This is a genomic window from Actinocorallia populi, assembly GCF_002995495.1.
Lineage (GTDB): Bacteria > Actinomycetota > Actinomycetes > Streptosporangiales > Streptosporangiaceae > Actinocorallia > Actinocorallia populi.
Genome location: NZ_PVZV01000002.1, coordinates 169,881 through 190,595, shown reverse-complemented (window position 1 = coordinate 190,595; position 20,715 = coordinate 169,881). Strand labels below are relative to the sequence as shown.

Here is a 20,715-nt window from a genome sequence, read left to right as displayed (position 1 = left end):
AATGGAAAAGTGGAGATCAAGGCGGTGTTCTTCGATGTCGGCGAAACCCTCATCAACGAGGGGCGCATCTACGGCGAGTGGGCCGACTGGCTGGGGGTGCCCCGGCACACCTTCAACGCGGTCCTCGGCGGGGTGATCGCCCGCGGCGGGCACCACCTGGAGGTGCTCGAGCACTTCAAGCCGGGGTTCGACCTGGCCGAGGAGGAGGCGGCGCGGCGCGCCGCCGGGGTGCCGAACGGCTTCGGGCCCGCGGACCTCTACCCCGACGCGCGGGCGTGCCTGGCCGGCCTGCGGGCGATGGGGCTGGTGGTGGGCGTGGCCGGCAACCAGCCGAAGGAGGCCGCCGCCCAGTTCGCCGCGCTGGGCCTGGAGGCCGACATCGTCGGCATGTCCGAGGACTGGGGCGTGGAGAAGCCGTCGCCGGAGTTCTTCGCCCGGGTCTGCGCCGAGGCGGGCCTGCCGGCGGCGGACATCCTGTACGTGGGCGACCGCATCGACAACGACGTCCGGCCCGGCCTCGCCGCGGGCGTCCAGGTGGCCTTCCTGCGGCGGGGTCCGTGGGGCCACGTCCAGCGGGACGACGAGGCGCTCGCCCGCTGCCGCTTCCGGCTGGACTCGCTCGCCGAGCTCCCGGCGCTGCTGGCCCCCTAGGGGGCTTCCCTTACCCCGCAAGTACCAGCTAAGAACAGTACATAAGACCGATTTGTCAAGCGTGTCGGCTCCGTAACTTGGAAAGTGATCGCACCACCGAGTGAAGGAGCCGACATGACCAGCCTCTACCGCCCCAGCCAGGGAAGAGTGATCGCCGGGGTCTGCGCCGGACTGGCACGGAGGTTCGGGATGAGCCCGCGGCTCGTCCGCGTGCTGACCGTGCTGTCCTGCCTGCTGCCGGGACCCCAGTTCATCGCCTACGCCATCCTGTGGGTGATGATGCCCGGCGAGGACAAGTACCGGGCCGCCCGGATCTGACGGACGGCCCCGAAATCCGGGAAAATGCGTACGGTGTTCCACGCGTCACCGTACGCTACCGACTGGACCACGGCAGTATGGGGCACCGCTCTGCTTGACGGAGCGAGGACCGCCCGGGAGCATCGGGGGTCACCCAGGACACCGGGGTCACCGAAGGGGGTGCAGGTGGGCGGCGAGACCGAGGCCGAGGCGGAGCAGCTGCTGCGCTTCCTGCGCGACGTCGCCCGGTCCCGCCGGGTGCGGGTGCCCGACCTGGCCGCCTACGACCAGGTGCACTGGCTCGCCGAGCTGCCCTCCGACGTGCGGCTCCACCCCGACGCGGGCCCCGGCGAGGTGCTCTTCGGCCTGCCCCCGATCCCGCTGGAGGCGCCCGACTCGGTCGCCGACGCCGAGGGGTTCGCCACCTGGCTCGCCCTGCGCCGCTGGTACCGGGCGCTGCGCGGGCTGGCCGAGGCGCTGGAGGCGCCGCAGGACGCGGACGGCAGGGAGGTCGTCCTGGCCACCGGGCTGCTCACCTGGGCGGGCGGCGCCGACGGCCGGCCGGTCCAGGTGCGCAACCACCTGCTGGCCACCCCGCTGCGGGTGGCCCTGGACTCCCGCACCGAACGGGTCGACGTGCTGGTCGGCCAGGGCCCGGCCGTCCTGCAGGACCTCGACGTGCTGGGCGACGTGCCCGGCTTCCAGCCCTCCCGGACGGACTGGCTGCGCGAGGCGGTCCGGGCCGGGCAGGGCGCGGCCCTGCACGCCTCCGTCTCCGACGTGCTGCGCAAGTGGGGCTCGTCCGCCTTCGCCGAACCCGTGCCCTTCCGCGAGGACTGGGCGGACGAGGGCGGCGCCGGCGACCGGCTCCGGCTCGCGCCCGCGCTGGTCCTGCGCCCGCGCTCCGGTACGGCCCTGGTCGAGCTGCTGGAGGGCATGCTCACCAGAGTGCGCAACGGCCCGGTGCCCTCCGGGATCGCCAGGTTCCTCCAGCCGGGCCCGGACGACCGGCTGGCGCACGTGCCGGACCGCTCGGCCGCGGCCGGGCTGCTGTGCGCCCTGCTCTCCCGGGGGCGGCGCGTCCTGGTCACCACCGGGCGCCCGCGAGAGATCCGCGACGCCCTGCCCCCGGAGGTCTCCGGGCTGGCCGCCACGTTCACCGCCGCCGGGTCCGACCTCGCCGAGCAGAGGCGGGAGCTGGCCGCCCGCTTCGCCGCCCACGACCCCGAACACGACGAGCGGGCGCTGGCCGAGCACCAGGCCGAGGCCGTCGAGCTCGACCGCGAGGCCGCCGCGCTGCAGGCGCGGCTGGCCGCCTTCCGCCAGGAGGAGCGCCTGGAGCTCGCCCCCGGCTACCGCGGCACCCGCGAGGAGCTGGAGGCCGCCCTGTCCCCCGGCTTCCCCTGGCTGCCGGTGCTGCCGGGGCTGCCTGCCGAGCCGCCGCTCACCGCCGCGGAGGCGGCCGAGCTCACCGACCTGCTGGCCGCCTCCGGGCCCGGCCGCGAGGCCAGGAGCCGCCAGCGCATGCCCGACCCGTCCGTGCTGCCCGCGCCCGGCCGGGTGCGGCTGCTGGTGGCGATGGCGCAGGCGCCCGCGGCGGAGCCCGGCGACCTGGCCCAGCGGCTCGCCGACCGCGGGCCCGAGGCATTGGAGCGGCTCGAGGAGTACGCCACCACCGTCCAGACCGTCATGGACTCCCTGGGCATCGGCTGGGGCGGCGGCGACTGGACGGCCCGCGCCCTGCGCGACGGCCTGGCCGGCCCCGCCCCGCTGTGGGAGTACCTGGGCGACCTGGCCGGACGCGCCGCCACCGCCGACCGGGCGCTGCGCGCCGTCGGCGGCCACTGGGTGGTGCTGCCGCCGGGCCCCGAGGGCGAGCTCATCGAGGCGGCGCGGGAGCTGCGCCACCACCTGGTCTCCGGCGGCACGCTCAAACGCGGACCGCTGCGGCCCGCCGCGCAGAAGCGCGCCGAGCTGCTGCTGGAGGAGTCCACCGTGGACGGCGGCCCGCCCCGCACGCCGGAGAAGCTGGACGTGGTCATCGCCGCGCTGGAGAGCCGGCAGGCGGTGGGCGAGCTGGCCGAGGCGTGGCGCTCGGTCGGGGTGGAGCTCGCCGACAGCCAGGCGCTCGACGGGCTGGTGGCCCAGCTGTCGGTGCTGTACGCCAAGCTCGGCCAGGTCAGGACGGCGCTGCGGGCCGTCACCGAGACCCACCGGCTGCTGCGCCGGATCGGCCTGCCGCTCGTGCTGCAGACGCCCGCGGCGTGGCGGGAGTACCAGCGGGCGCTGGAGCTCGTGCGGGTGCGCCAGCGCGCCTCGACGGCCTGGGCGGCGCTGGCCTCCCTGCGGCAGACCGTCGAGCTGGAGATCGGCGAGGGGCAGGCGCCGCCGGAGCTGAGGGCGGCGGCCGCCGCCCTGTCGGCGCGCGACCTGGCCGCCTACGAGCAGAGCCTGGAGGACCTGGCACGCGCCCGCAGGGAGCAGGCGGCGCAGCTGCGCTGCGACGAGCTGCTGGAGCGGCTGCGCGCGGTCCACCCCGACCTGGCCCGGCGGCCGACGCTGGTGCCCGAGGAGTGGGAGGAGGCCTGGCGCTGGGCGCACCTGTCGTCCCTGCTGCTGGCCCACCCGCGCGCCCGCGAGGACCTGGAGCTGACCGAGGAGCTGGAGCAGGCCCGCGAACGCGCCCGCGAGGCCGGGGACGCCCTGGCCCACCGCCACGCGTGGGGCTGGGCGCTGTCCCGCCCGGGCGGCGAGCCGCCGCTGTGGATCATGCCGCCCGCCGAGGCCGCCTCCGCCCTGCCCGCCGACCCCGACTCCTTCGACGTCGTGGTGGTCGACCAGGCGGGCGAGGGCGTCGAGTGGCTCCTGCTGCTGTGGCACGCCCCCCGGGTGATGGTGCTGGGTCCGGGCGGGCCCGTCCCGGCCGAGCGCACCCTCACCCCCGAGTCGACGTTCTTCGGCACGCTGGCCGCCCGGTTCCCGGTGCTGGAGGTGGGCGCGGACGGTTCGCGCCGGCTGCCCCCTCCCCCGCCCGAGCGTCCCGAGGTGCCCGCGCCCCGCTCCGGCGAGGAGCCGCTCGAGTTCGCGCCCGGCCGCTCCATCGTCGCCTATCAGCGGGCCGAGCTGGTCGAACTGGTGCGTAGGCTGGCCGCTGACACCACGCTCACCGACGAGCAGCTCGTCGCCCGCGCCCGGGACGTGCTGGCCTGCCCGCCGGACGAGCTGCACATCGCGGAGGCCCGCCTCCGCTACGCCGTCCAGTCGCTGCGCGCCTAGCGGGCCGCGGCGCGCCGCGAACAGCCAGAACGGAGTGCGCCTTGGCACGCAGGCCCCAGCCGCCGCCCGGCCAGACCGCGCCCCTGGCGTGGACGGGCCGCGACCCGCGGCGCCTCCTGTCGGTGTTCCTCGGCCTGATGCTGCTGTCCGCCGCCCTGTTCAGCCTGGCCGACGGCGGCCTCGCCTGGACCGCCGAACCGCTGCTGTGGCTCATCCCCGCGGTTCTGTCCGCGCTGGCCGCCCTGGTCGTGTGGGCGCGCATGCCGTCCATGTCGGCGGGCGCCGACTGGTTCCGCTGCGGTGCCTCCTGGGTGAAGACCAGCAGGCTCGCACACGTCCGCCTGCACGCAGGCTCCCGCCCGGCCCTGTTCCTGGAGGACGGCGCGGGCCGCGACCTGGAGCTCGACGTCACCGGCCTGTCCGCCCACCCCGAGCTGAACGCCCTGCTCCTGGCCTCCCTGCGCCGCGCCGCCGCGGACCTGGACCTGGACTCCCGCACCCGCGACTTCCTCCTGCGCTGACCACCGCGAACGCGGCGCCGCCCCTCGCACCCGTCCGGGGAGCCCGCGCCGTGCGCCGCCCCCTCAGACGGCCCGCACTGCGGAACGCCGCCCGCGGACACGGCGGCGCCCCCGGTGCCGTGTCGTGCGGACACGGTGCCGGGGGCGCGGCGTGTCACGGGCGGTGCCGTGTGCGGGGCGGGGGCGGGGTCAGCGGGTCACGATCGTGGCGCTGCCGTGCCCGAAGAGGCCCTGGTTGACGGCGATGCCGACGCGGGCTCCGTCGACCTGGCGGCCTTCGGCCTGACCGCGCAGCTGCCATGTCAGCTCGCACAGCTGGGCGATGGCCTGGGCGGGGATGGCCTCGCCGAAGCTGCCCAGGCCGCCGGAGGGGTTCACCGGGATCCGGCCGCCGATCGAGGTCTCCCCCGCGCGCAGCAGGGACTCGGCCTCGCCCGGCGCGCACAGCCCGAGGTCCTCCATCCAGTCGAGCTCCAGCGCGGTGGACAGGTCGTACACCTCGGCCGCCGAGACGTCCTCGGGGCCGACGCCGGCCTCCTCGTAGGCGCTGTGGGCCAGCGCGGCGCGGAAGGGGCGCTCGGGGACGGGGACGGTCATCGCCGAGTCCGTCGCGAAGTCCGGCAGGTCCAGCACCGTCTTGGGGAAGGTCGGGGTGACCGTGGACAGGCCGGAGATGCGCACCGGGTCCAGGCCGCGCGAGCGCGCGAACTCCATCGACGTCAGGACGAGCGCCGCGCCGCCGTCGCTGGTGGCGCAGATGTCCAGCAGCCGCAGCGGGTCGGCGACGACCGGGGACTCCAGCACCTCCTCGACCGCGACCTCCTTGCGGTAGCGGGCGTTGGGGTTGTTCAGGCCGTGCTTGGCGTTCTTCACCTTGACCAGCGCGAAGTCCTCGCGCGTCGACCCGTACAGGGCCATGCGGCGGCGGGCGGCCAGCGCGAAGTACATGGGGTTGGTCGCGCCGAGCAGCCGGAAGCGCAGCCAGTCCGGGTCGTCGGGCCGGTCGCCGCCGACGGGCGCGAAGAAGCCCTTGGGCGCGGCGTCGGCGCCCACGACGAGCGCGACGTCGGCCAGCCCGGAGAGGATCTGCGCGCGGGCGTTGGCGATGGCCTGCGCGCCGGACGCGCAGGCGGCGTAGCAGGACGAGACCTGCGCGCCGGACCAGCCGAGCGCCTGCGCGAACGTCGCGCCGGCGATGAACCCCGGGTAGCCGTTGCGGATGGTGTCGGCGCCCGCCACGTACTGCACGTCCTGCCAGGACAGGCCCGCGTCGGCGAGCGCGGAGCGCGCCGCGGCCACCCCGTACTCGATGAAGCTGCGTCCCCACTTGCCCCACGGGTGCATGCCCGCACCCAGGATCGCGATCTCCCTGCCGCTCATGAGACGGGCCTCCACATCCACACCACGTATTCGGCCTCGTCGTCCTCGTACAGGGTGCCGACGGTGAGTTCGACCTCCTGCCCGACGGACAGGTCCTCGACGCCCACCCCGGGCACCACCTGGCCGAGGATCACGATCTTCTCGGCCTCCAGCTCGACCGCCGCCAGCACGTACGGGCGGAACGGCTCGGGCGAGACGTAGGGGGCGGGCGGCTTGTACCTGGAGTCGGCGAACGACCAGATCCGACCTCGGGTGGAGAAGGAGTATTCAGCCAGCTCCGAGCCGTCCTTGGGCCCGGAGCAGGCGGGGTTGCGACAGGCCAGCGCGTTGCGCGGGAAGTACGGCGTACCGCAGTCCCCGCAGCGCGTCCCGATCAGCGCCGGCGGGTCGGTGGTGAACCAACCCTCGACGGCGAGCCTGCGTTCCTTGAGCACGGAACCTCCCGATGACCGACCAAGCGTTGTGCCGAAGCTACCGCCGGGAGGGCCGCCGGCAGCGGGTCCAGTCCCGCTGACCGGGCACGGGACCCGCGGCTCAGGACAGCGCGCGCAGATCCGCCAGGATCTCCGGGATGTTGTCGTGCACGTCGTCGAAGAAGCGGATCAGCACCTGCCGCTCCTCCTCGGTGTAGCCCGAGAGGCGCTCCCAGGCCGTGCCCGTGACCGGGGCGAACTGCTCCATCAGCGCCTCGACCCTCTCCGGCACCGGCTCGACGAGCACCCTGCGCCGGTCGGCCGCGTCCCTGACCCGGCGGACCAGCCCCGCCTTCTCCAGCCTGTCGATGAGGGCGGTGATCGATCCGCCGGTGGTGAGGCTCATGGCCTCGGCCAGTCGGCCCGGCGTCATCATCCCGTGGACCTGCAGCAGGTTGAGCGCCTGGGCGTCCGAGGCGTTCAGTCCCGCCTTGGCCGCGCCGGCGTTGTGCAGCGTCACCGCCCAGATGGCGTGGCGCCGCACCTTCTCCTGGAGTTCCTGCTCTGATTTGGCTTCGCTAGACAAAAAACGGCTCTTTCCTGCTCCCGATGGCAACGAGACTAGTCGCCTCCGGGAGCAGGGAGCCCCGCCGGGTCCCGCCGATCGTCTGGGCGGGACCCGATCAGGGCCCGATCACGCCTGTTCGGGCGCCTGTTCCGCCACCTGTTCGGCGACCTCGCGAGCCCACCGGTAGTCGGCCTTGCCCGCCGGGGAGCGGCGCATCTCGGGCACGAAGGCGTAGGTGCGCGGCACCTTGTAGCCCGACAGCTCCTTGCGGCAGTGGGCGTCCAGCTCTTCGGGAGTGACTTCCGTCTCCCTCAGCTGGACCACGGCCGCGACCCTGGAGCCGAACCGCTCGTCGGGGATGCCGGTGACCACGGCGTCGAAGACCGCGGGGTGGCCCTTGAGCACCGCCTCGATCTCCTCCGGGTACACCTTCTCGCCGCCGGTGTTGATCGCCTGGGAGCCGCGGCCGAACACCATGATCGTCCCGTCGGCGTCCACGGTGGCGATGTCGCCGGTGAGCAGCCAGCGCTTCCCGTCGACCACGGGGAAGGTCTTCGCGGTCTTCTCCGGGTCGTTGAAGTAGCCGCTGGCGATGTACCCGGTGCGGGCGAGCTGCCCGAGCACCCCCGAACCCGGCTGGACCGGCTTCAGGGAGTCGTCGAGCACCGCGATGTCGGGCACGTCCGGGGCGAACCGCAGGCCCTTCTCCGGGGAGGACCCGGCGGTGGCCTGCGCCGTCGAGCCGGACTCGGTGGAGCCGAACCGGTCGAGGATCATGACGTTCGGCAGCGCCGCCGCGATCCGCTCGCGGACCGTGCCGGTGAGGATCGCGCCGGTGGAGACGAACGCGTACAGGCTCGACAGGTCGTAGGTGCCGGAGTCCAGGGCGTCGGCCAGCGGCACGGCCATCGCGTCACCGGTGATGGTGATGGAGTTCACCTTCTCCCGCTCGACCGTCCGCCAGATGGTGTCGGCGTCGAACTTGCGCACGTACGTCATCGTCGTGCCCATCCACCAGGTGATCCAGGTGTTCAGCTGGGCGGCGCCGTGCATGAGCGGCGCCACCGACATCGACACCAGCGGACCGCCTCCGGCCGCGTGGTCGATCCAGCCCTGCGGGGTCTCCGGCGCCGGGTAGGTGGGGTTCGCGAAGGCGAACAGCATGTCCTTCATCTTCCACACCACGCCCTTGGGCATGCCGGTGGTGCCACCGGTGTAGATGATGTAGCGGTCGTCCTCGCTGCGCGCCTCGAAACCGCGGGTGTCGGGCCGGTCCGCGACGAACTCCGCGTACGTCCGGGCGCCCGCCACGGTCGTCGGGCCGCTGACCCCGACCAGGGTCCGCAGCGCCGGGAAGCGGGGCGCGACGGCCGCGACCCGGTCCTCGAGCTCCACGTCGTACAGGAGGGCGGTGATCTCGGAGTTCCCGTAGAGGTAGTCCAGCTCGGCCTCGACGTACCGGTAGTTCACGTTGATCGGCACGGCGCGGATCTTGACCGTGGCCAGCAGCGCCGTCGCGTACTCGATGCCGTTGTACAGCTGCATGCCCACGTGCTGGCCCGGCCGCACGCCCTCGGCGAGCAGGGCGTGGGCCAGCCGGTTGGCGCGCCGGTCCACCTCGGCGTAGGTGAGGCGCTCCTCCCCGCAGATCAGGGCGATCCGGTCGGGGATCGCGTCGGCGATGCCCTCGAACAGGTCGGCGATGTTGAACACGGTCATGGCTTCTCACTTCCGACGATCCACATCGCGAAGAACTGAGCGCCTCCCCCGTAGGCGTGGCCGAGGGCGCGCCGCGCGCCGTCGACCTGGTGTTCGCCGGCCAGGCCCCGCACCTGCAGGGCAGCCTCGGCGAACCGGATCATCCCCGACGCTCCGATCGGGTTGGACGACAGGACGCCGCCGGACGGGTTCCACGGGATGTCGCCGTCCATCGCCGTGGCGCCGGACTCGGTGAGCTTCCAGCCCTCGCCCTCGCCGCAGAACCCCAGGTTCTCCAGCCACATCGGCTCGTACCAGGAGAACGGGACGTACACCTCGGCGACGTCGAGCTCGCTGCGCGGGTCGCTGATCCCGGCCTGGCGGTAGACGTCGGCGGCGCAGTCCTTGCCGCCCTGGGGGCTCACGGTGTCGCGGCCGGCGAAGAAGATCGGCTCCGAGCGCATCGCCGTCCCGTGGATCCAGGCCGGCTTGTTCGGCGCCTTCTTGGCCGCGTCCTCGCTCGCCATGATCATCGCGACCGCGCCGTCCGAGGACGGGCAGGTCTCCAGGTAGCGGATCGGCTCCCAGAGCATCGGCGTCATCTCCACGATCTCGCGGGAGATGCCGGGGATCTTCAGGTGCGCGTACGGGTTCTTCAGGGCGTTCTCGCGGTCCTTGACCGCGACCAGCGTCCCGATGTGGTCGGGCGCGCCGGAGCGCCGCATGTAGGCGCGGATGTGCGGGGCGAAGTAGCCGCCCGCGCCGACCACGAGGGAGGCGTTGTGCGGCTTGTTGACGGTCAGCGCCCAGGTGGCGTTGGACTCCGACTGCTTCTCCCACGCCACGGTCAGCACCCGCTGGTGCACCCCGGACTGGACCATGCTGGCCGCGACGATCGCGGTGGAGCCGCCGACCGAGCCCGCGGTGTGCACGCGCATCATCGGCTTGCCGGTGGCGCCCAGGGCGTCGGCGAGGTAGGCCTCGGGCATCGGGACGCCCTCGAACATGTCGGGTGCCTTGCCGATGACGACGGCGTCGATGTCGTCCCAGGTCAGCTGGGCGTCCTCCAGCGCGCGCACGGCTGCCTCGCGCAGCAGGCCCGCGATCGAGACGTCGAGCCGCTTGGTGGTGTAGTGGGTCTGGCCGACCCCGATGACGGCACAGGGGTTGCCCATGATCAGGCCTCCAGAACGGCGACGAGGTTCTGCTGCAGACAGGGACCGCTGGTGGCGTGGCCCAGCGTCCGCCGTGCCTCGCCGCGGTGGATGAGGGCGGCGGCCTCGCCGATGCGGATGAGGCCGGTGGCCATCACCGGGTTGGCCGACAGGGGGCCGCCGGAGGGGTTGATCCGCACGTCCTCGCCGAGGTTCAGCGCCTCGCGCAGGATCAGCTCCTCGTGGCTGAACTGCGTGTGCAGTTCGGCGACCTCGACGTTCGCCGCGCCGGCCTTCTCGCCGGCGATCTTCGCGGACGGCGAGACCGACAGGTCCCGCACGCCCGGGGAGTGGGCGTCGGCGCGGTGGTCGATGCCGCGGATCCAGGCCGGCTTCAGGCCGGTCCGCTCGCAGATCTCGCGGACCTTGTCCCCGGTGGCCAGGACGACGACGGCCGCGCCGTCCGCCGAGGGGGCGACGTCGTGGACCTTCAGCGGCGCGACGTCGTAGGGGGCGTCGTCCGCGGGGTCGTCCAGGTGCAGGGCGTGCGGGTTGTTCCGGCCGTCGGCGCGGGAGCGGGCGGCGACCGCGGTGAGGTCGCCCTCCTTGGCTCCGGAGCGGGCCAGGTAGGCCTGGGCCTGCAGGGCGGCCAGCGACACCTGGTCGGCGCCGAGCGGGACCAGGTAGTACGGGTCGAGCTGGAGGCCCAGCACCTGGCGCACGCTGGTCTGCGACGGCTTGCCGAAGCCGTAGACCAGGGCGGTCTCGACCTCGTCGCTGTACTGCATCTTCACCCACGCCTCGTACAGCGCCCAGGCGCCGTCCATCTCGACGTGGCTCTCGGAGATCGGCGGCCAGGCGCCGACGGCGTCCAGCGCGGAGACGAACGAGAACGGCGTGCCGAGCAGGTAGTCGCACGAGCCGGAGCAGGTGAAGTCGAACCGGTTGATCCCGGTCTGCTGCTTGATCTCGGTGATCAGCGGCAGCAGCAGCTCGGTCTCGTTCAGCCCGGTGTCCTCGGCGCTGTGCTCGGTCTGTACGAACGCGACGATCGCGACATCTTTCACAGGTACTCCTCGATCGTCTCGAAGGGGACGTCGGGCTCGCCGGAGGGTTCGAACCAGCGGATGTTGGACAGCGTCGGGCCCCACTCCTCCCGGGGCTTCCAGGCGGCCTTCACCCGCATGCCCATCCGGACCTGGTCGGCGGGGATGCCGGCGACCAGGGTGAGCAGCGTGATGTCCGCCCCGTCCAGCAGCACGTAGGCGGAGACGAACGGCACCTCGGGCGCGCGCGGGTCGGGCAGGTTGTTGACGGCGAAGGTGGTGACGGTGCCGGTGTCGGCGACCTCGACCTCCTCGGTCGTCGGCACGCCGTCCTTGGCGCAGAAGCCCGCCATCGGGACGATGACCTTGTCGCAGACGCCGCAGCGGTGGCCGAGGATCTTTCCTTCGGCGACGGCCTCGAAGAAGCGGTCCAGGGCCTTGCCGGGCTGGAGGTCGTACTCCAGCCGGGTCGGGGAGGTGATCATGCTGACCTCGGGACGGAACGCCACGATGTCGGTGATGTCACCCTTGCGCTCCGCGCGGTACTCGGGACGCACCCGCAGGCCCGCCTTGAGGCGCTTGGGCGGCTTGGCCCCGCGCTCGAACTCGCCCAGGTCCAGGGCGTGCAGGATCGCGGTGTCCGCGCCGTCCGGCCGGATCAGCGCCCAGGCGAACGGGCGGTCCAGCGGGTGGGCGGGCAGCGGCTCGGGCACCCAGGAGAAGGTCTCGACGGTGCCGACCGGGCCGACCTCGACGAACTCGCCGGTGACCTCGTGGCCGTTCGCCGGGTCGTACTCGACCGGCGGGAAGAGCACCTTGCCCGCCTGCGTCTTCACGCCGACGAGGCGGCCGTCGCGCAGTTCGGACAGGAAGCGGCCGATGACCGGACCGACCGAGCGGGTGTAACCGCCCGGGAACTCAAGAATGTGATTGGGCAACTTTCTCGCTCCAGCGTCAGATGGCGGTCGTGCGGTCGGCCCAGTAGGGGTCGCGGAGCTTGCGCTTGAGCAGCTTGCCGTTGGGCTCGCGCGGCAGCGCCTCGGTGTAGTCGATCGTCCGCGGCCACTTCATCTTGGCCAGGCGCGGCTTGAGGAACGCGAAGATCTCCTCGGTCAGCGCCTCGTCCGGCGCGACGCCCGCGGCGGGCTCGACGACCGCCTTGATCTCCTCGCCCCACTCGTCGTTGGGGATGCCGAACACCGCGACGTCCGCGACCTTCGGGTGCAGGATGATCTCGTTCTCGATCTCGGCGGGGTAGATGTTGGCGCCGCCGGAGATGATCATGTCGGACTTGCGGTCGGACAGGAACAGGAAGCCGTCCTCGGTGAGGTAGCCGACGTCGCCGAGCGTGAAGAACTCGCGCAGGCGGGACTTCTGCGTCTTCTCCTTGTCGCCCTTGTACTCGAAGTCGGCGCCGGCCATCTTCATGTAGATCGTGCCGGGGGTGCCCGCGGGGAGCTCGTTCCCGTCGTCGTCCACGATGATCACCTCGGAGATCGGCCAGGCGTTGCCGACGGTGCCGGGGTGGGCCAGCCAGTCCTCCGGCGAGGCGATGGTGCCGCCGCCCTCGGTGGCCGCGTAGTACTCCCAGATGCACGGGCCCCACCACTCGAGCATCTGGTACTTGAGCGGGACGGGGCAGGGCGCGGCGGCGTGGATCGCCCACTTCATGGAGGAGACGTCGTACTTGCCGCGGGTCTCCTCCGGCAGGGTCAGCAGGCGCTTGAAGTGCGTGGGCACCATGTGGGTGTTGGTGACCTTGTACTTCTCGATCAGCCGGAGGGTGTCCTCGGCGTCCCACTTGTCCATGTAGACGAGCGTGTGGCCCATCTGCAGGGCGGTGCCGCCGAACTGCGTCACGGCCGTGTGGTAGTTCGGCGAGGTGATCAGGTGCGCCTGCTTCTCGCCGGTGACGGCGACGCCCGCGGGGATGCCGAACAGGCTGAGCAGGAACGTCATGAACTCGGCGCTGTCGTCGGGGTCGATGCCGTACAGGGCGCGGCGCACGCCCTTGGGGCGGCCGGTCGTCCCGGACGTGTAGTGCATCGTCGCGCCGTTGCTGCGGTCCTCGGGCTTGGTGTCGGGGTGCCCTTCGAGGAGCTCCTCCACCGGGGTGAAGCCCTCGACGGAGCCGAAGGAGAAGCGCCGCGACGCCGCCAGGCCCGCCTCGTCGGCGCCCCGGACGCCCTCCGCCGCGTGGCGCTCGTCCACGAAGAACGCCTTGGCCTCGGAGTCGGCGACGATGTAGCCGATCTCGGGGCCGGTCAGGTGCCAGTTGATGGGGGTGTAGTACCAGCCGGCCTGCAGCGCGGCGAGGTAGAGCACCAGCCCCTCGACGCCGTTGGGGACCAGCCCGCAGATGCCGTCGTTCTTCTCCAGGCCCAGCCCGCGGAGCGCGTGGACCAGCCGGTTCGACCGGCTCAGCAGTTCGCCCGCGGTGTACTCCGTGCCGTCCGGGTCGACGGCCGCGATCCAGTCCGGATCCTGCTCCGCGAGCCGCCAGAAGCCCAGGGTGCCCATGAGCACCTCCCTTGCCCTCGGGGGTGGATGTGGGTGAGACTCAAGTCCAGAGCGAGTAGATCACGTTCTAGTTTGAGTCGGCAAGGGGTGGATTTACTCTTGCTGGGCTGGTGATCTACTAAATAGAATCCGTTCTCATTCGGGACTCCCTGGAGGCACTCTGATGCCGGAAGTACTGCCGATCAGTACCGCGCACTGCACCGTCGAGCAGGACGGTCATGTGGTCATCGTGACGATGAATCGGCCGGAAGCCAAGAACGCGTTGAGCACGGACATGCTCGTGGGCATGGCGGACGCCTTCGCCTACATCAGCTCCGAGCCGTCGGTGCGCGTGGGCATCCTGACGGGCGCGGCCGGTGACTTCTGCTCCGGCGCGGACCTGAAGGCCATGAGCAGGCCGTCCGACGACGAGCGGGTGCGGCAGCGGGCCTCGGAGATCCCCAACTACCACTGGAAGGGCCTGCTGCGCGAGGCGGTGCCGACCAAGCCCATCATCTGCGCGATCGAGGGCTACGCGGTGGCCGGCGGCACCGAGCTGCTGATGGGCACCGACCTGCGCGTGGTCGCCGAGTCGGCCACCCTCGGCCTGTTCGAGGCCAAGCGCGGCCTGTTCCCCATGGGCGGCAGCGTGCTGCGCCTGCCCCGCCAGATCGGCTACGCCGCCGCCATGGACATCCTGCTGACCGCCCGCTCGGTCACCCCCCAGGAGGCCCTGGCCATGGGCCTCATCAACAAGATCGTCCCGGACGGCGAGGCGCTGAAGGCCGCCCGCGAGCTGGCCGACCAGGTCGCCGCCTGCGCCCCCCTGTCCGTCCAGGCCATCCTGCGCACCCACCGCGAGACCTTCCACCTCCCCGAGGAGGAGGCCCTCCAGGTCTCCGACACCATCGGCTGGGAGGTCATGGGCTCCGAGGACGCCAAGGAGGGCGCCCTCGCCTTCCGGGAGAAGCGCCCCGCGAACTTCCAGGGCAAGTAAGCCCGGCCCGGCGGCCTCCCGCTTCGCCGCGGGGGGCGCCGGCCGCGCGCCGGCGCCCCCCGCGCTTCCCGCGCGATTTCCTGGCCTCATTTGGCCAATCTTTGAATCTCCGCCGTAATCAGTGGTAGTGCGGGGCACGGACCTGAGCATGACTGTTACCTGGAGAGAGCGCATGGTCCGCCGCAATCCGATCACCTCGGTGATCAACGCCGTCACGGGGATCGTGGTGGGGATCATCGTACTGGGCATCGTGCTGGTCTGGGCGGACGGCAACCGCGGCAACGCGCTGGTCGACTGGATCCTCGACGCCGCGAGCTGGCTGACCACCCCCTTCCACGACATGTTCACCCCCGACGACGCCGAACTCGCGATCCTCTTCAACTGGGGCCTCGCCGCCCTCGTCTACTGGGCCATCGGCTCCCTCCTGGCCCGGGTCGCCCGCGGCCGCGACGTCGTCTGATCCCGGTCCGGACGCCACCGCCGCCCGTCACACCGTGTTGATCTCGCCCTTACCCGGGCGCCCGCAGGCTTGCCCTGTCCTTCACTTTTCCGGGCGTCTCCGCCGGCACCGCGCCTCCCGCCTTGACCGGGAGGTGGCGCGGCGGTCATTACGCTGAGTCGGCATGGACTTCGGTTTGTTGCTGCTCCGGCTGCTCTTCGGGCTGGCGATCGCCTCGCACGGAGCGCAGAAGCTGTTCGGGTGGTTCGGGGGGAACGGCATCGAGGGCACCGGCATGTACTTCGCCCAGCTCGGCTACGAACCCGGCAAGCTCTTCGCGGTCCTCGCCGGCCTCGGCGAGTTCGTCGGAGGACTGCTGCTGGCCCTCGGCCTGTTCACCCCGCTGGGCGCGGCCATGGTGCTGGGCGTCATGCTCAACGCCGTGATCGTGGACTGGGAGAAGGGCTTCTACATGGGCTTCGAGAAACCGGCCCTCTTCGCCTTCGCCGCGCTCGGCCTGGCCTTCACCGGTCCGGGCCGCTACAGCCTCGACCACGGCCGCAAGTGGGAGCCCTCCGGCATCGCCTGGGGCTTCTCGGCCATCGCCCTCGCCGTCATCGCCGCCCTGATCACCCTCCTCGTCCGCCGGTAGCGCGGGCCGCCGCCTTCGCGTCTAGGCTGGTGGGAGCTTTGATCACCCACGGAGCCCTGACAGGGCCCGGTAAGGAACGTCGATGACCTATCTCGCCGCTGCGGACCGCTACGAACAGATCCCCTACCGCCGCTGCGGGCGCAGCGGCCTGAAGCTGCCCGCGATCTCGCTGGGACTGTGGCACAACTTCGGCGACGACAAGCCCCGCGAGGTGCAGCGCGCCATCCTGCGGCGGGCCTTCGACCTGGGCGTCACCCACTTCGACCTGGCCAACAACTACGGCCCGCCCGCGGGGTCGGCCGAGAGCAACTTCGGGGAGGTCTTCGCCCGGGACTTCCGCCCGTACCGGGACGAGCTCATCATCTCCACCAAGGCCGGCTACGACATGTGGCCCGGACCGTACGGCGAGTGGGGTTCGCGCAAGTACCTGCTGGCCAGCCTCGACCAGTCCCTGGAGCGCATGGGCCTGGACCACGTCGACATCTTCTACAGCCACCGCTTCGACCCCGAGACGCCCCTGGAGGAGACCATGGGCGCCCTCGACCACGCCGTCCGCTCCGGCAAGGCGCTGTACGCCGGGATCTCGTCCTACTCCCCCGAGCGCACCGCCGAGGCCGCCGCGATCCTGCGCGGCCTGGGCACCCCCCTGCTCATCCACCAGCCCTCGTACTCGATGCTCAACCGCTGGATCGAGCACGGCCTCCTGGACACCCTGGAGGCCGAGGGCGTCGGCTGCATCGCCTTCTCCCCCCTGGCCCAGGGCGTCCTCACCACCCGCTACCTGGACGGCGTCCCCGCCGGCTCCCGCGCCGCCCAGAACCGCTTCCTGTCCCCCGACCACCTGAACGACCAGAACCTCGCCCGCGTCCGCTCCCTGGCCGCCCGAGCCGAATCCCGCGGCCAGACCCTGGCCCAGATGGCCCTCTCCTGGGCCCTGCGCGACCCCCGCGTCACCTCCCTCCTCCTGGGCGCCAGCAGCGTCGCCCAGCTGGAGGAGAACCTCGCCGCCCTGAACGGCCCGTCCTTCACCCCCGAGGAACTCGCCGCCATCGACGAGGACGCCGTCGAATCCGGCGTCAACCTCTGGTCCCGCTCCAGCGACTCCTGAGTCCCGGCGGGGCCGTCCGCAAACGGAGAGGCCCCCGGTCCGCCGACCGGGGGCCTGCCTCCTGCACGAGGACCGGGGTCAGTCGTCGTTGGTGATCTTGTTGAGGCGGTCGAGGGCCTCGATGTACTCCTCCATGAGGTCGTAGACGACCTGGGCGGCCGGTTTGACCTGGTTCATGGAGCCGACGATCTGGCCGACCGGGAAGGTGACGAGCTCGCCGTCGCCGGAGCGGCCGATGCGCTTGAGCGCGTCGGAGATGAGCATGAACTGCATGGGCATGGGGAGGTAGCCCGGGGAGTTCTCGGCCTCCCACGCCTCCGTCCACGCGGTCTTGAGGAAGCGGGCGGGCTTGCCCGTCCAGGCGCGGGAGCGCACGGTGTCGCGGCTGGTGGCGCTCAGCAGCTTGGGGATGGCCTGCTCGGGGGTGTCGGCCTCCTCGACGGTCAGCCAGATGCTGCCCGTCCAGGCGCCCTCGGCTCCCAGTGCCATGCCCGCCGCGACCTGGCGGCCCCGGCCGATGCCGCCCGCGGCCAGGACGATGGTGTCCTCGCCGACGGCGTCGACCACGTCCGGGATGAGGACCATGGTGGAGACCTCACCGGTGTGGCCGCCGGCCTCGGTGCCCTGCGCGACGATGATGTCGACGCCCACGGCCTCCTGCTTGAGGGCGTGGTGGGCGCTGGAGGCCAGGCCCGCGACCTTCACGCCGTGCTCGTGGGCGAGCTCGACGACGTCCGCGGGCGGCGGGCCGAGCGCGTTGGCCAGCAGCGCGATCGGGTGCTTGAGCGCCACCTCGACCTGCGGCCTGGCCGTCTGGTCCGTCCAGCCGAGCAGCACCCGGTCGGCGCTCTCGGTGGACGGCTCGACGCCGTGCTCGGCCAGCAGGTTCTCCAGGAAGTCCTTGTGCTGCTGGGGGATCATGGCCTGGAGCTTGCCCAGGAGTTCCTCGGCGTCGCCCAGGTCCGCGCCCTCGTACTTGGCCGGCATCACGACGTCCACACCGTACGGCTTGCCGCCGATGTGCTCGTCGATCCACTTGAGCTCCAACTCGAGCTCTTCCGGCGTGAAGTACAGCGCACCCAGGACGCCCATGCCGCCTGCGCGGCTCACCGCCACGACGACGTCGCGGCAGTGACTGAAAGCGAAGATCGGGTACTCGATACCGAACATCTCGGTTACACGTGTCCGCACCCCCGCACTGTAAGCCGCGGAGGTGCGAAACTGCAACAGGTTCTATTTACTATTCACAGAGCCAGTCAGCGGATCACCGCTCCGACCGGGAACACGTTCTACTTCCTGGCCGGAGTCGGCCCCGCCGCGCCGCCCCACCCCGGACCCGCCGGCCATGCTCAGCACCCCGCCCGCGGCCAGCAGGACGAACCCGGCGGCCAGGAAGATCATCGGCAGCGTGTCGCGCACCAGCTCGATCTTGCCGGCGTACTTCTCCGACAGCCCGGCCAGGGTCTTGACGTCCTTGTCCTGGAGCACCAGGTCGGCCTGCACGAAGGTGCCCTCGTCGCCCTTGTCGGTGCGCAGGGTGGAGTCGACGTCCTGGCGGATCTTCACCGGCATCCCGGTGCGCGGGTCGATCCACAACGTGTTCTTCGACTCGTAGTAGCGGTCGATCTTCACCGGCTTGGCCTTCTTCGGCAGCCCCACGACGGTCGGCGCGACCTTCTCCTTCGACCGGCCCACCATGGTCGGCTCGACGTGCTGCTCGAACCGGTAGGTGCTCACCCCCTCGACCTCTTCCACGCCCGAGAACCGCGCCGGCCAGGTCCGGCCGGTCACCAGGTCGAAGAGCTGGTAGGTGTCCTTCCGCACGTTGGCGACCGGCAGCATCATCCAGTACCCCGACTGGGTGATCTCGGTGTTCCGGTCGACATGTGTGTCGTCCGTGCCGTGGAGCTGTCCCGTCCGCCGGTCGAGCGCCAGCCGGAACTCGTTCAACGAAATCGGGTGGTCGCCCGAGTACAGCTGGAGGATGCCGTTCAGGATCAGGCGCTCATCGTCGCCCGACCTGACGTCGCCGCCGACGTTCAGGCGCGCCTCCAGCTCCTTGCTCGGGACCGCCTTACTCTTAGACCGGTCGAAATAGGACGCTTCGGATGCTGCCAGCGTGAGGTTCTCGCCGAAGTCCAGCGGAGCCGCGATCACCCGGTCCGCTATGTAGAAGCGGGTCAGGGGCGCCATGGCCAGGAAGAAGGCTCCCAGCATCACGAGCAGGAAGCCGCCGCGCTTCATGCTTCAGTACCTCCAGAGAAAACCCATTGAAGGCCCGACTTGCGGCCTCTGCCCGTACTAGCGCGTAACCATACCGGAGCAAGCTTTCCGTGAGCTTTTGTCGAGAAGGCTGATACCAGGCCGTAGTCTCTGGCGACGGATACGGCACCTGCGAGACGGAGACCAGCCCTGACGGCACGCCGGTTCCTCCCCGCGCTCACCGGGCTCGGCCTGGGCCTGCTGATCCTGGGCCCGGCGCTGCGCCCGGGCTTCGTGCTGAGCTACGACATGGTGTTCGTGCCGGACCCGCCCCGGACCGACGCGATGTTCGGCGCCACCGGGGGCTTCCCCCGCCAGGTGCCCAGTGACGCGTTCGCCGCCGCCCTGTCCTTCCTGCCCTGGTCGCAGCAGCTGATCCTGCTGGCGGTCTTCGTCCTGGCGGCCGCGGGCGTGGGACGGCTCGTCCCCGGCGGCACGCCGGCCGGGCTCGCCGCCGTCGTCTTCTACCTGTGGAACCCCTACGTCGCAGAGCGCCTCCTCCTCGGCCACTGGGCGCTGCTCCTGGGATACGCCGGACTGCCGTGGGTGCTGGACGCCGTCCTGCGGCGGCGCCCGCTCGCCCTCGCCGCCGCGCTCGTCCCGGCGGCCGCGGGGGGCTTCGCCGCCATGAACGTCACCGCCCTCGTCCTGTTCGGCGGGCTGGTCGCGGTCCGGGGAAGGGGCGCCCTCCGCGCCGTCCTGGTCTTCACGGCGATGGCCCTGCCCTGGCTGGTCCCGGCGCTCCTCAACGCCTCCGGCACCCGCACCGACCCGCTGGGCGTCGACCTGTTCGCCGCCCGCGCCGACACCCCTTTCGGGACCTTCGGCAGCCTGCTGTCCCTCGGCGGCATCTGGAACGCCGAGACCGTGCCTTCGGGCTACTCCCTCTTCCTACCCTCCCTCCTGCGGCTCCTCCTCTGCCTCGCCGCGCTCGCCGCGCTGCTCGCCCACCGCTCCGCGCCGCCGGCCCGCGCGGCCCTGGCCTCCGGCGCCCTGGGCCTGGGCCTGGCCTCCATCGGCATCACCGCCCCCGGCCGCGCCCTCCTTCGCACGCTCGTCGACCTCTGGCCCGCCTTCGGCGTCCTGCGCGACGCCCACCTCTACATCGCCCCGCTGGCGCTGGCCCTGGCCCTCGGCCTCTCCCACCTCGCCGTCCGCCCCGAAGGCCCCCGGGACGGGAGAGAGGCCGGCACGCCGGTCCCCGGCAGGACGCGCCGGGCGGCGGCCGCCCTGGGACGGGAGATGCGCGGATGGCGCGGGGCCTGGGTGGCGCTCGTGCCCGTGATGGTGCTGCCGACCCTGGCGTGGGGCGCCTTCGGGCGGCTGGATTCGGTGGAGTACCCGCGGGAGTGGCTCGCGGCGCAGCGGATGATCGACTCGGATCCGGTGGGCGGCAAGGTGTTGTCGCTGCCGTGGGGCGCCTACCGGCGGCCGGCGTGGAACGAAGGGCGTGCCGTGCTCGACCCGTGGCCCCGGATGACGGGGCGGCGGGTCGTCTGGAACGACGGGCTGCGGGTCGGGAACCGCGAACTGGCGCAGGAGGATCCCGAGACCGTCGAGACCGACCGGCTGCTGCGGGGCGGCGGGGATCTGGCCTCCGCACTGGCGGACGCGGGGTTTCGTTATGTGGTGATCAGCAGAGACCTATCAGAGAAATCATGGACCAATCGGCTCACAAAAGCCGAAGTCGCTCTGCAAGGCCCCACCCTTCTCGTCTACCTGCTGGACCACTCTGGCTGATTTGGTACAAATAG

19 protein-coding genes are annotated in these 20,715 nt (G+C 71.9%); 9 read left to right on the top strand and 10 right to left on the bottom strand.

Translation table 11 applies throughout. The features are described 5' to 3' along the window. Positions 1-9 precede the first annotated feature (9 nt). The 4 genes from C2865_RS07750 (at position 10) to C2865_RS07735 (ending at position 4,745) form a co-directional block, all read left to right on the top strand. Positions 10-651, top strand: coding sequence for an HAD family hydrolase (locus C2865_RS07750; RefSeq protein WP_106397679.1), 642 nt, complete (start codon positions 10-12; stop codon positions 649-651). Between the two features lie 114 nt (positions 652-765). Continuing rightward, a complete protein-coding gene (locus C2865_RS07745; RefSeq protein ID WP_106397678.1) occupies positions 766-969 on the top strand; it encodes a PspC domain-containing protein in 204 nt (67 codons plus the stop codon). A gap of 165 nt (positions 970-1,134) precedes the next feature. Further along, positions 1,135-4,224, top strand: coding sequence for a hypothetical protein (locus C2865_RS07740; RefSeq protein ID WP_157963610.1), 3,090 nt, complete (start codon positions 1,135-1,137; stop codon positions 4,222-4,224). A 41-nt stretch (positions 4,225-4,265) separates the two neighbouring features. Next, positions 4,266-4,745 (top strand): hypothetical protein, encoded by a 480-nt coding sequence (locus C2865_RS07735; RefSeq protein ID WP_106397676.1) that lies wholly within the window; start codon positions 4,266-4,268, stop codon positions 4,743-4,745. 189 nt (positions 4,746-4,934) lie between these two features. Here the strand turns inward: C2865_RS07735 and C2865_RS07730 are convergent, their stop codons facing one another. The 8 genes from C2865_RS07730 to C2865_RS07695 all read right to left on the bottom strand — a co-directional run bounded on the left by C2865_RS07730 (position 4,935) and on the right by C2865_RS07695 (position 13,524). Beyond that, positions 4,935-6,125: a lipid-transfer protein gene (locus tag C2865_RS07730; protein WP_106397675.1), complete on the bottom strand. Its 1,191-nt coding sequence runs from the start codon at positions 6,123-6,125 to the stop codon at positions 4,935-4,937. Next, positions 6,122-6,559, bottom strand: a complete 438-nt coding sequence (locus C2865_RS07725) for a Zn-ribbon domain-containing OB-fold protein (protein WP_110554871.1) — start codon at positions 6,557-6,559, stop codon at positions 6,122-6,124. The genes C2865_RS07730 and C2865_RS07725 overlap by 4 nt, the downstream gene beginning before the upstream one ends. A gap of 100 nt (positions 6,560-6,659) precedes the next feature. Then, positions 6,660-7,124, bottom strand: a complete 465-nt coding sequence (locus tag C2865_RS07720) for a MarR family winged helix-turn-helix transcriptional regulator (RefSeq protein ID WP_106397674.1) — start codon at positions 7,122-7,124, stop codon at positions 6,660-6,662. Between the two features lie 108 nt (positions 7,125-7,232). After that, positions 7,233-8,825 (bottom strand): acyl-CoA synthetase, encoded by a 1,593-nt coding sequence (locus C2865_RS07715; protein ID WP_106397673.1) that lies wholly within the window; start codon positions 8,823-8,825, stop codon positions 7,233-7,235. Continuing rightward, on the bottom strand, positions 8,822-9,979 hold the full coding sequence (locus C2865_RS07710) for a thiolase domain-containing protein (RefSeq protein WP_106397672.1): 1,158 nt from the start codon (positions 9,977-9,979) through the stop codon (positions 8,822-8,824). Before C2865_RS07710 ends, C2865_RS07715 begins: the two co-directional genes overlap by 4 nt. 2 nt (positions 9,980-9,981) lie before the next feature. After that, positions 9,982-11,025: a thiolase domain-containing protein gene (locus C2865_RS07705; RefSeq protein WP_106397671.1), complete on the bottom strand. Its 1,044-nt coding sequence runs from the start codon at positions 11,023-11,025 to the stop codon at positions 9,982-9,984. Then, positions 11,022-11,942 (bottom strand): Zn-ribbon domain-containing OB-fold protein, encoded by a 921-nt coding sequence (locus C2865_RS07700; protein WP_106397670.1) that lies wholly within the window; start codon positions 11,940-11,942, stop codon positions 11,022-11,024. Before C2865_RS07700 ends, C2865_RS07705 begins: the two co-directional genes overlap by 4 nt. A gap of 16 nt (positions 11,943-11,958) precedes the next feature. After that, the gene (locus tag C2865_RS07695; RefSeq protein ID WP_106397669.1) at positions 11,959-13,524 is read right to left on the bottom strand and encodes an acyl-CoA synthetase; all 1,566 of its coding nucleotides are present in this window, start codon (positions 13,522-13,524) and stop codon (positions 11,959-11,961) included. Between the two features lie 163 nt (positions 13,525-13,687). Between C2865_RS07695 and C2865_RS07690 the strand changes: the two genes are divergently transcribed. The 4 genes from C2865_RS07690 to mgrA all read left to right on the top strand — a co-directional run bounded on the left by C2865_RS07690 (position 13,688) and on the right by mgrA (position 16,699). After that, positions 13,688-14,500 (top strand): crotonase/enoyl-CoA hydratase family protein, encoded by an 813-nt coding sequence (locus tag C2865_RS07690; RefSeq protein ID WP_106397668.1) that lies wholly within the window; start codon positions 13,688-13,690, stop codon positions 14,498-14,500. Positions 14,501-14,648: 148 nt separating this feature from the next. Beyond that, positions 14,649-14,960, top strand: coding sequence for a hypothetical protein (locus tag C2865_RS07685; RefSeq protein WP_157963609.1), 312 nt, complete (start codon positions 14,649-14,651; stop codon positions 14,958-14,960). Positions 14,961-15,123: 163 nt separating this feature from the next. Continuing rightward, positions 15,124-15,591 carry a DoxX family protein gene (locus C2865_RS07680; protein WP_106397666.1) on the top strand — a complete coding sequence of 156 codons (468 nt, stop codon included), beginning with the start codon at positions 15,124-15,126 and terminating at the stop codon, positions 15,589-15,591. A gap of 82 nt (positions 15,592-15,673) precedes the next feature. Next, positions 15,674-16,699 carry an L-glyceraldehyde 3-phosphate reductase gene (gene mgrA, locus C2865_RS07675; RefSeq protein WP_106397665.1) on the top strand — a complete coding sequence of 342 codons (1,026 nt, stop codon included), beginning with the start codon at positions 15,674-15,676 and terminating at the stop codon, positions 16,697-16,699. Between the two features lie 78 nt (positions 16,700-16,777). Here the strand turns inward: mgrA and C2865_RS07670 are convergent, their stop codons facing one another. Continuing rightward, entirely contained in the window at positions 16,778-17,890 is a 1,113-nt protein-coding gene (locus C2865_RS07670; protein ID WP_106397664.1) for an NAD(P)H-dependent flavin oxidoreductase, read from the bottom strand. 42 nt (positions 17,891-17,932) lie between these two features. After that, the gene (locus tag C2865_RS07665) at positions 17,933-18,943 is read right to left on the bottom strand and encodes a cell envelope lipid trafficking protein PgfA (RefSeq protein ID WP_106397663.1); all 1,011 of its coding nucleotides are present in this window, start codon (positions 18,941-18,943) and stop codon (positions 17,933-17,935) included. A gap of 267 nt (positions 18,944-19,210) precedes the next feature. On the opposite strand from C2865_RS07665, the gene C2865_RS07660 reads away from it, so the two are divergent. Further along, a complete protein-coding gene (locus tag C2865_RS07660) occupies positions 19,211-20,701 on the top strand; it encodes an MmpA family trehalose lipid delivery protein (protein ID WP_198653082.1) in 1,491 nt (496 codons plus the stop codon). Positions 20,702-20,715: the final 14 nt, after the last annotated feature.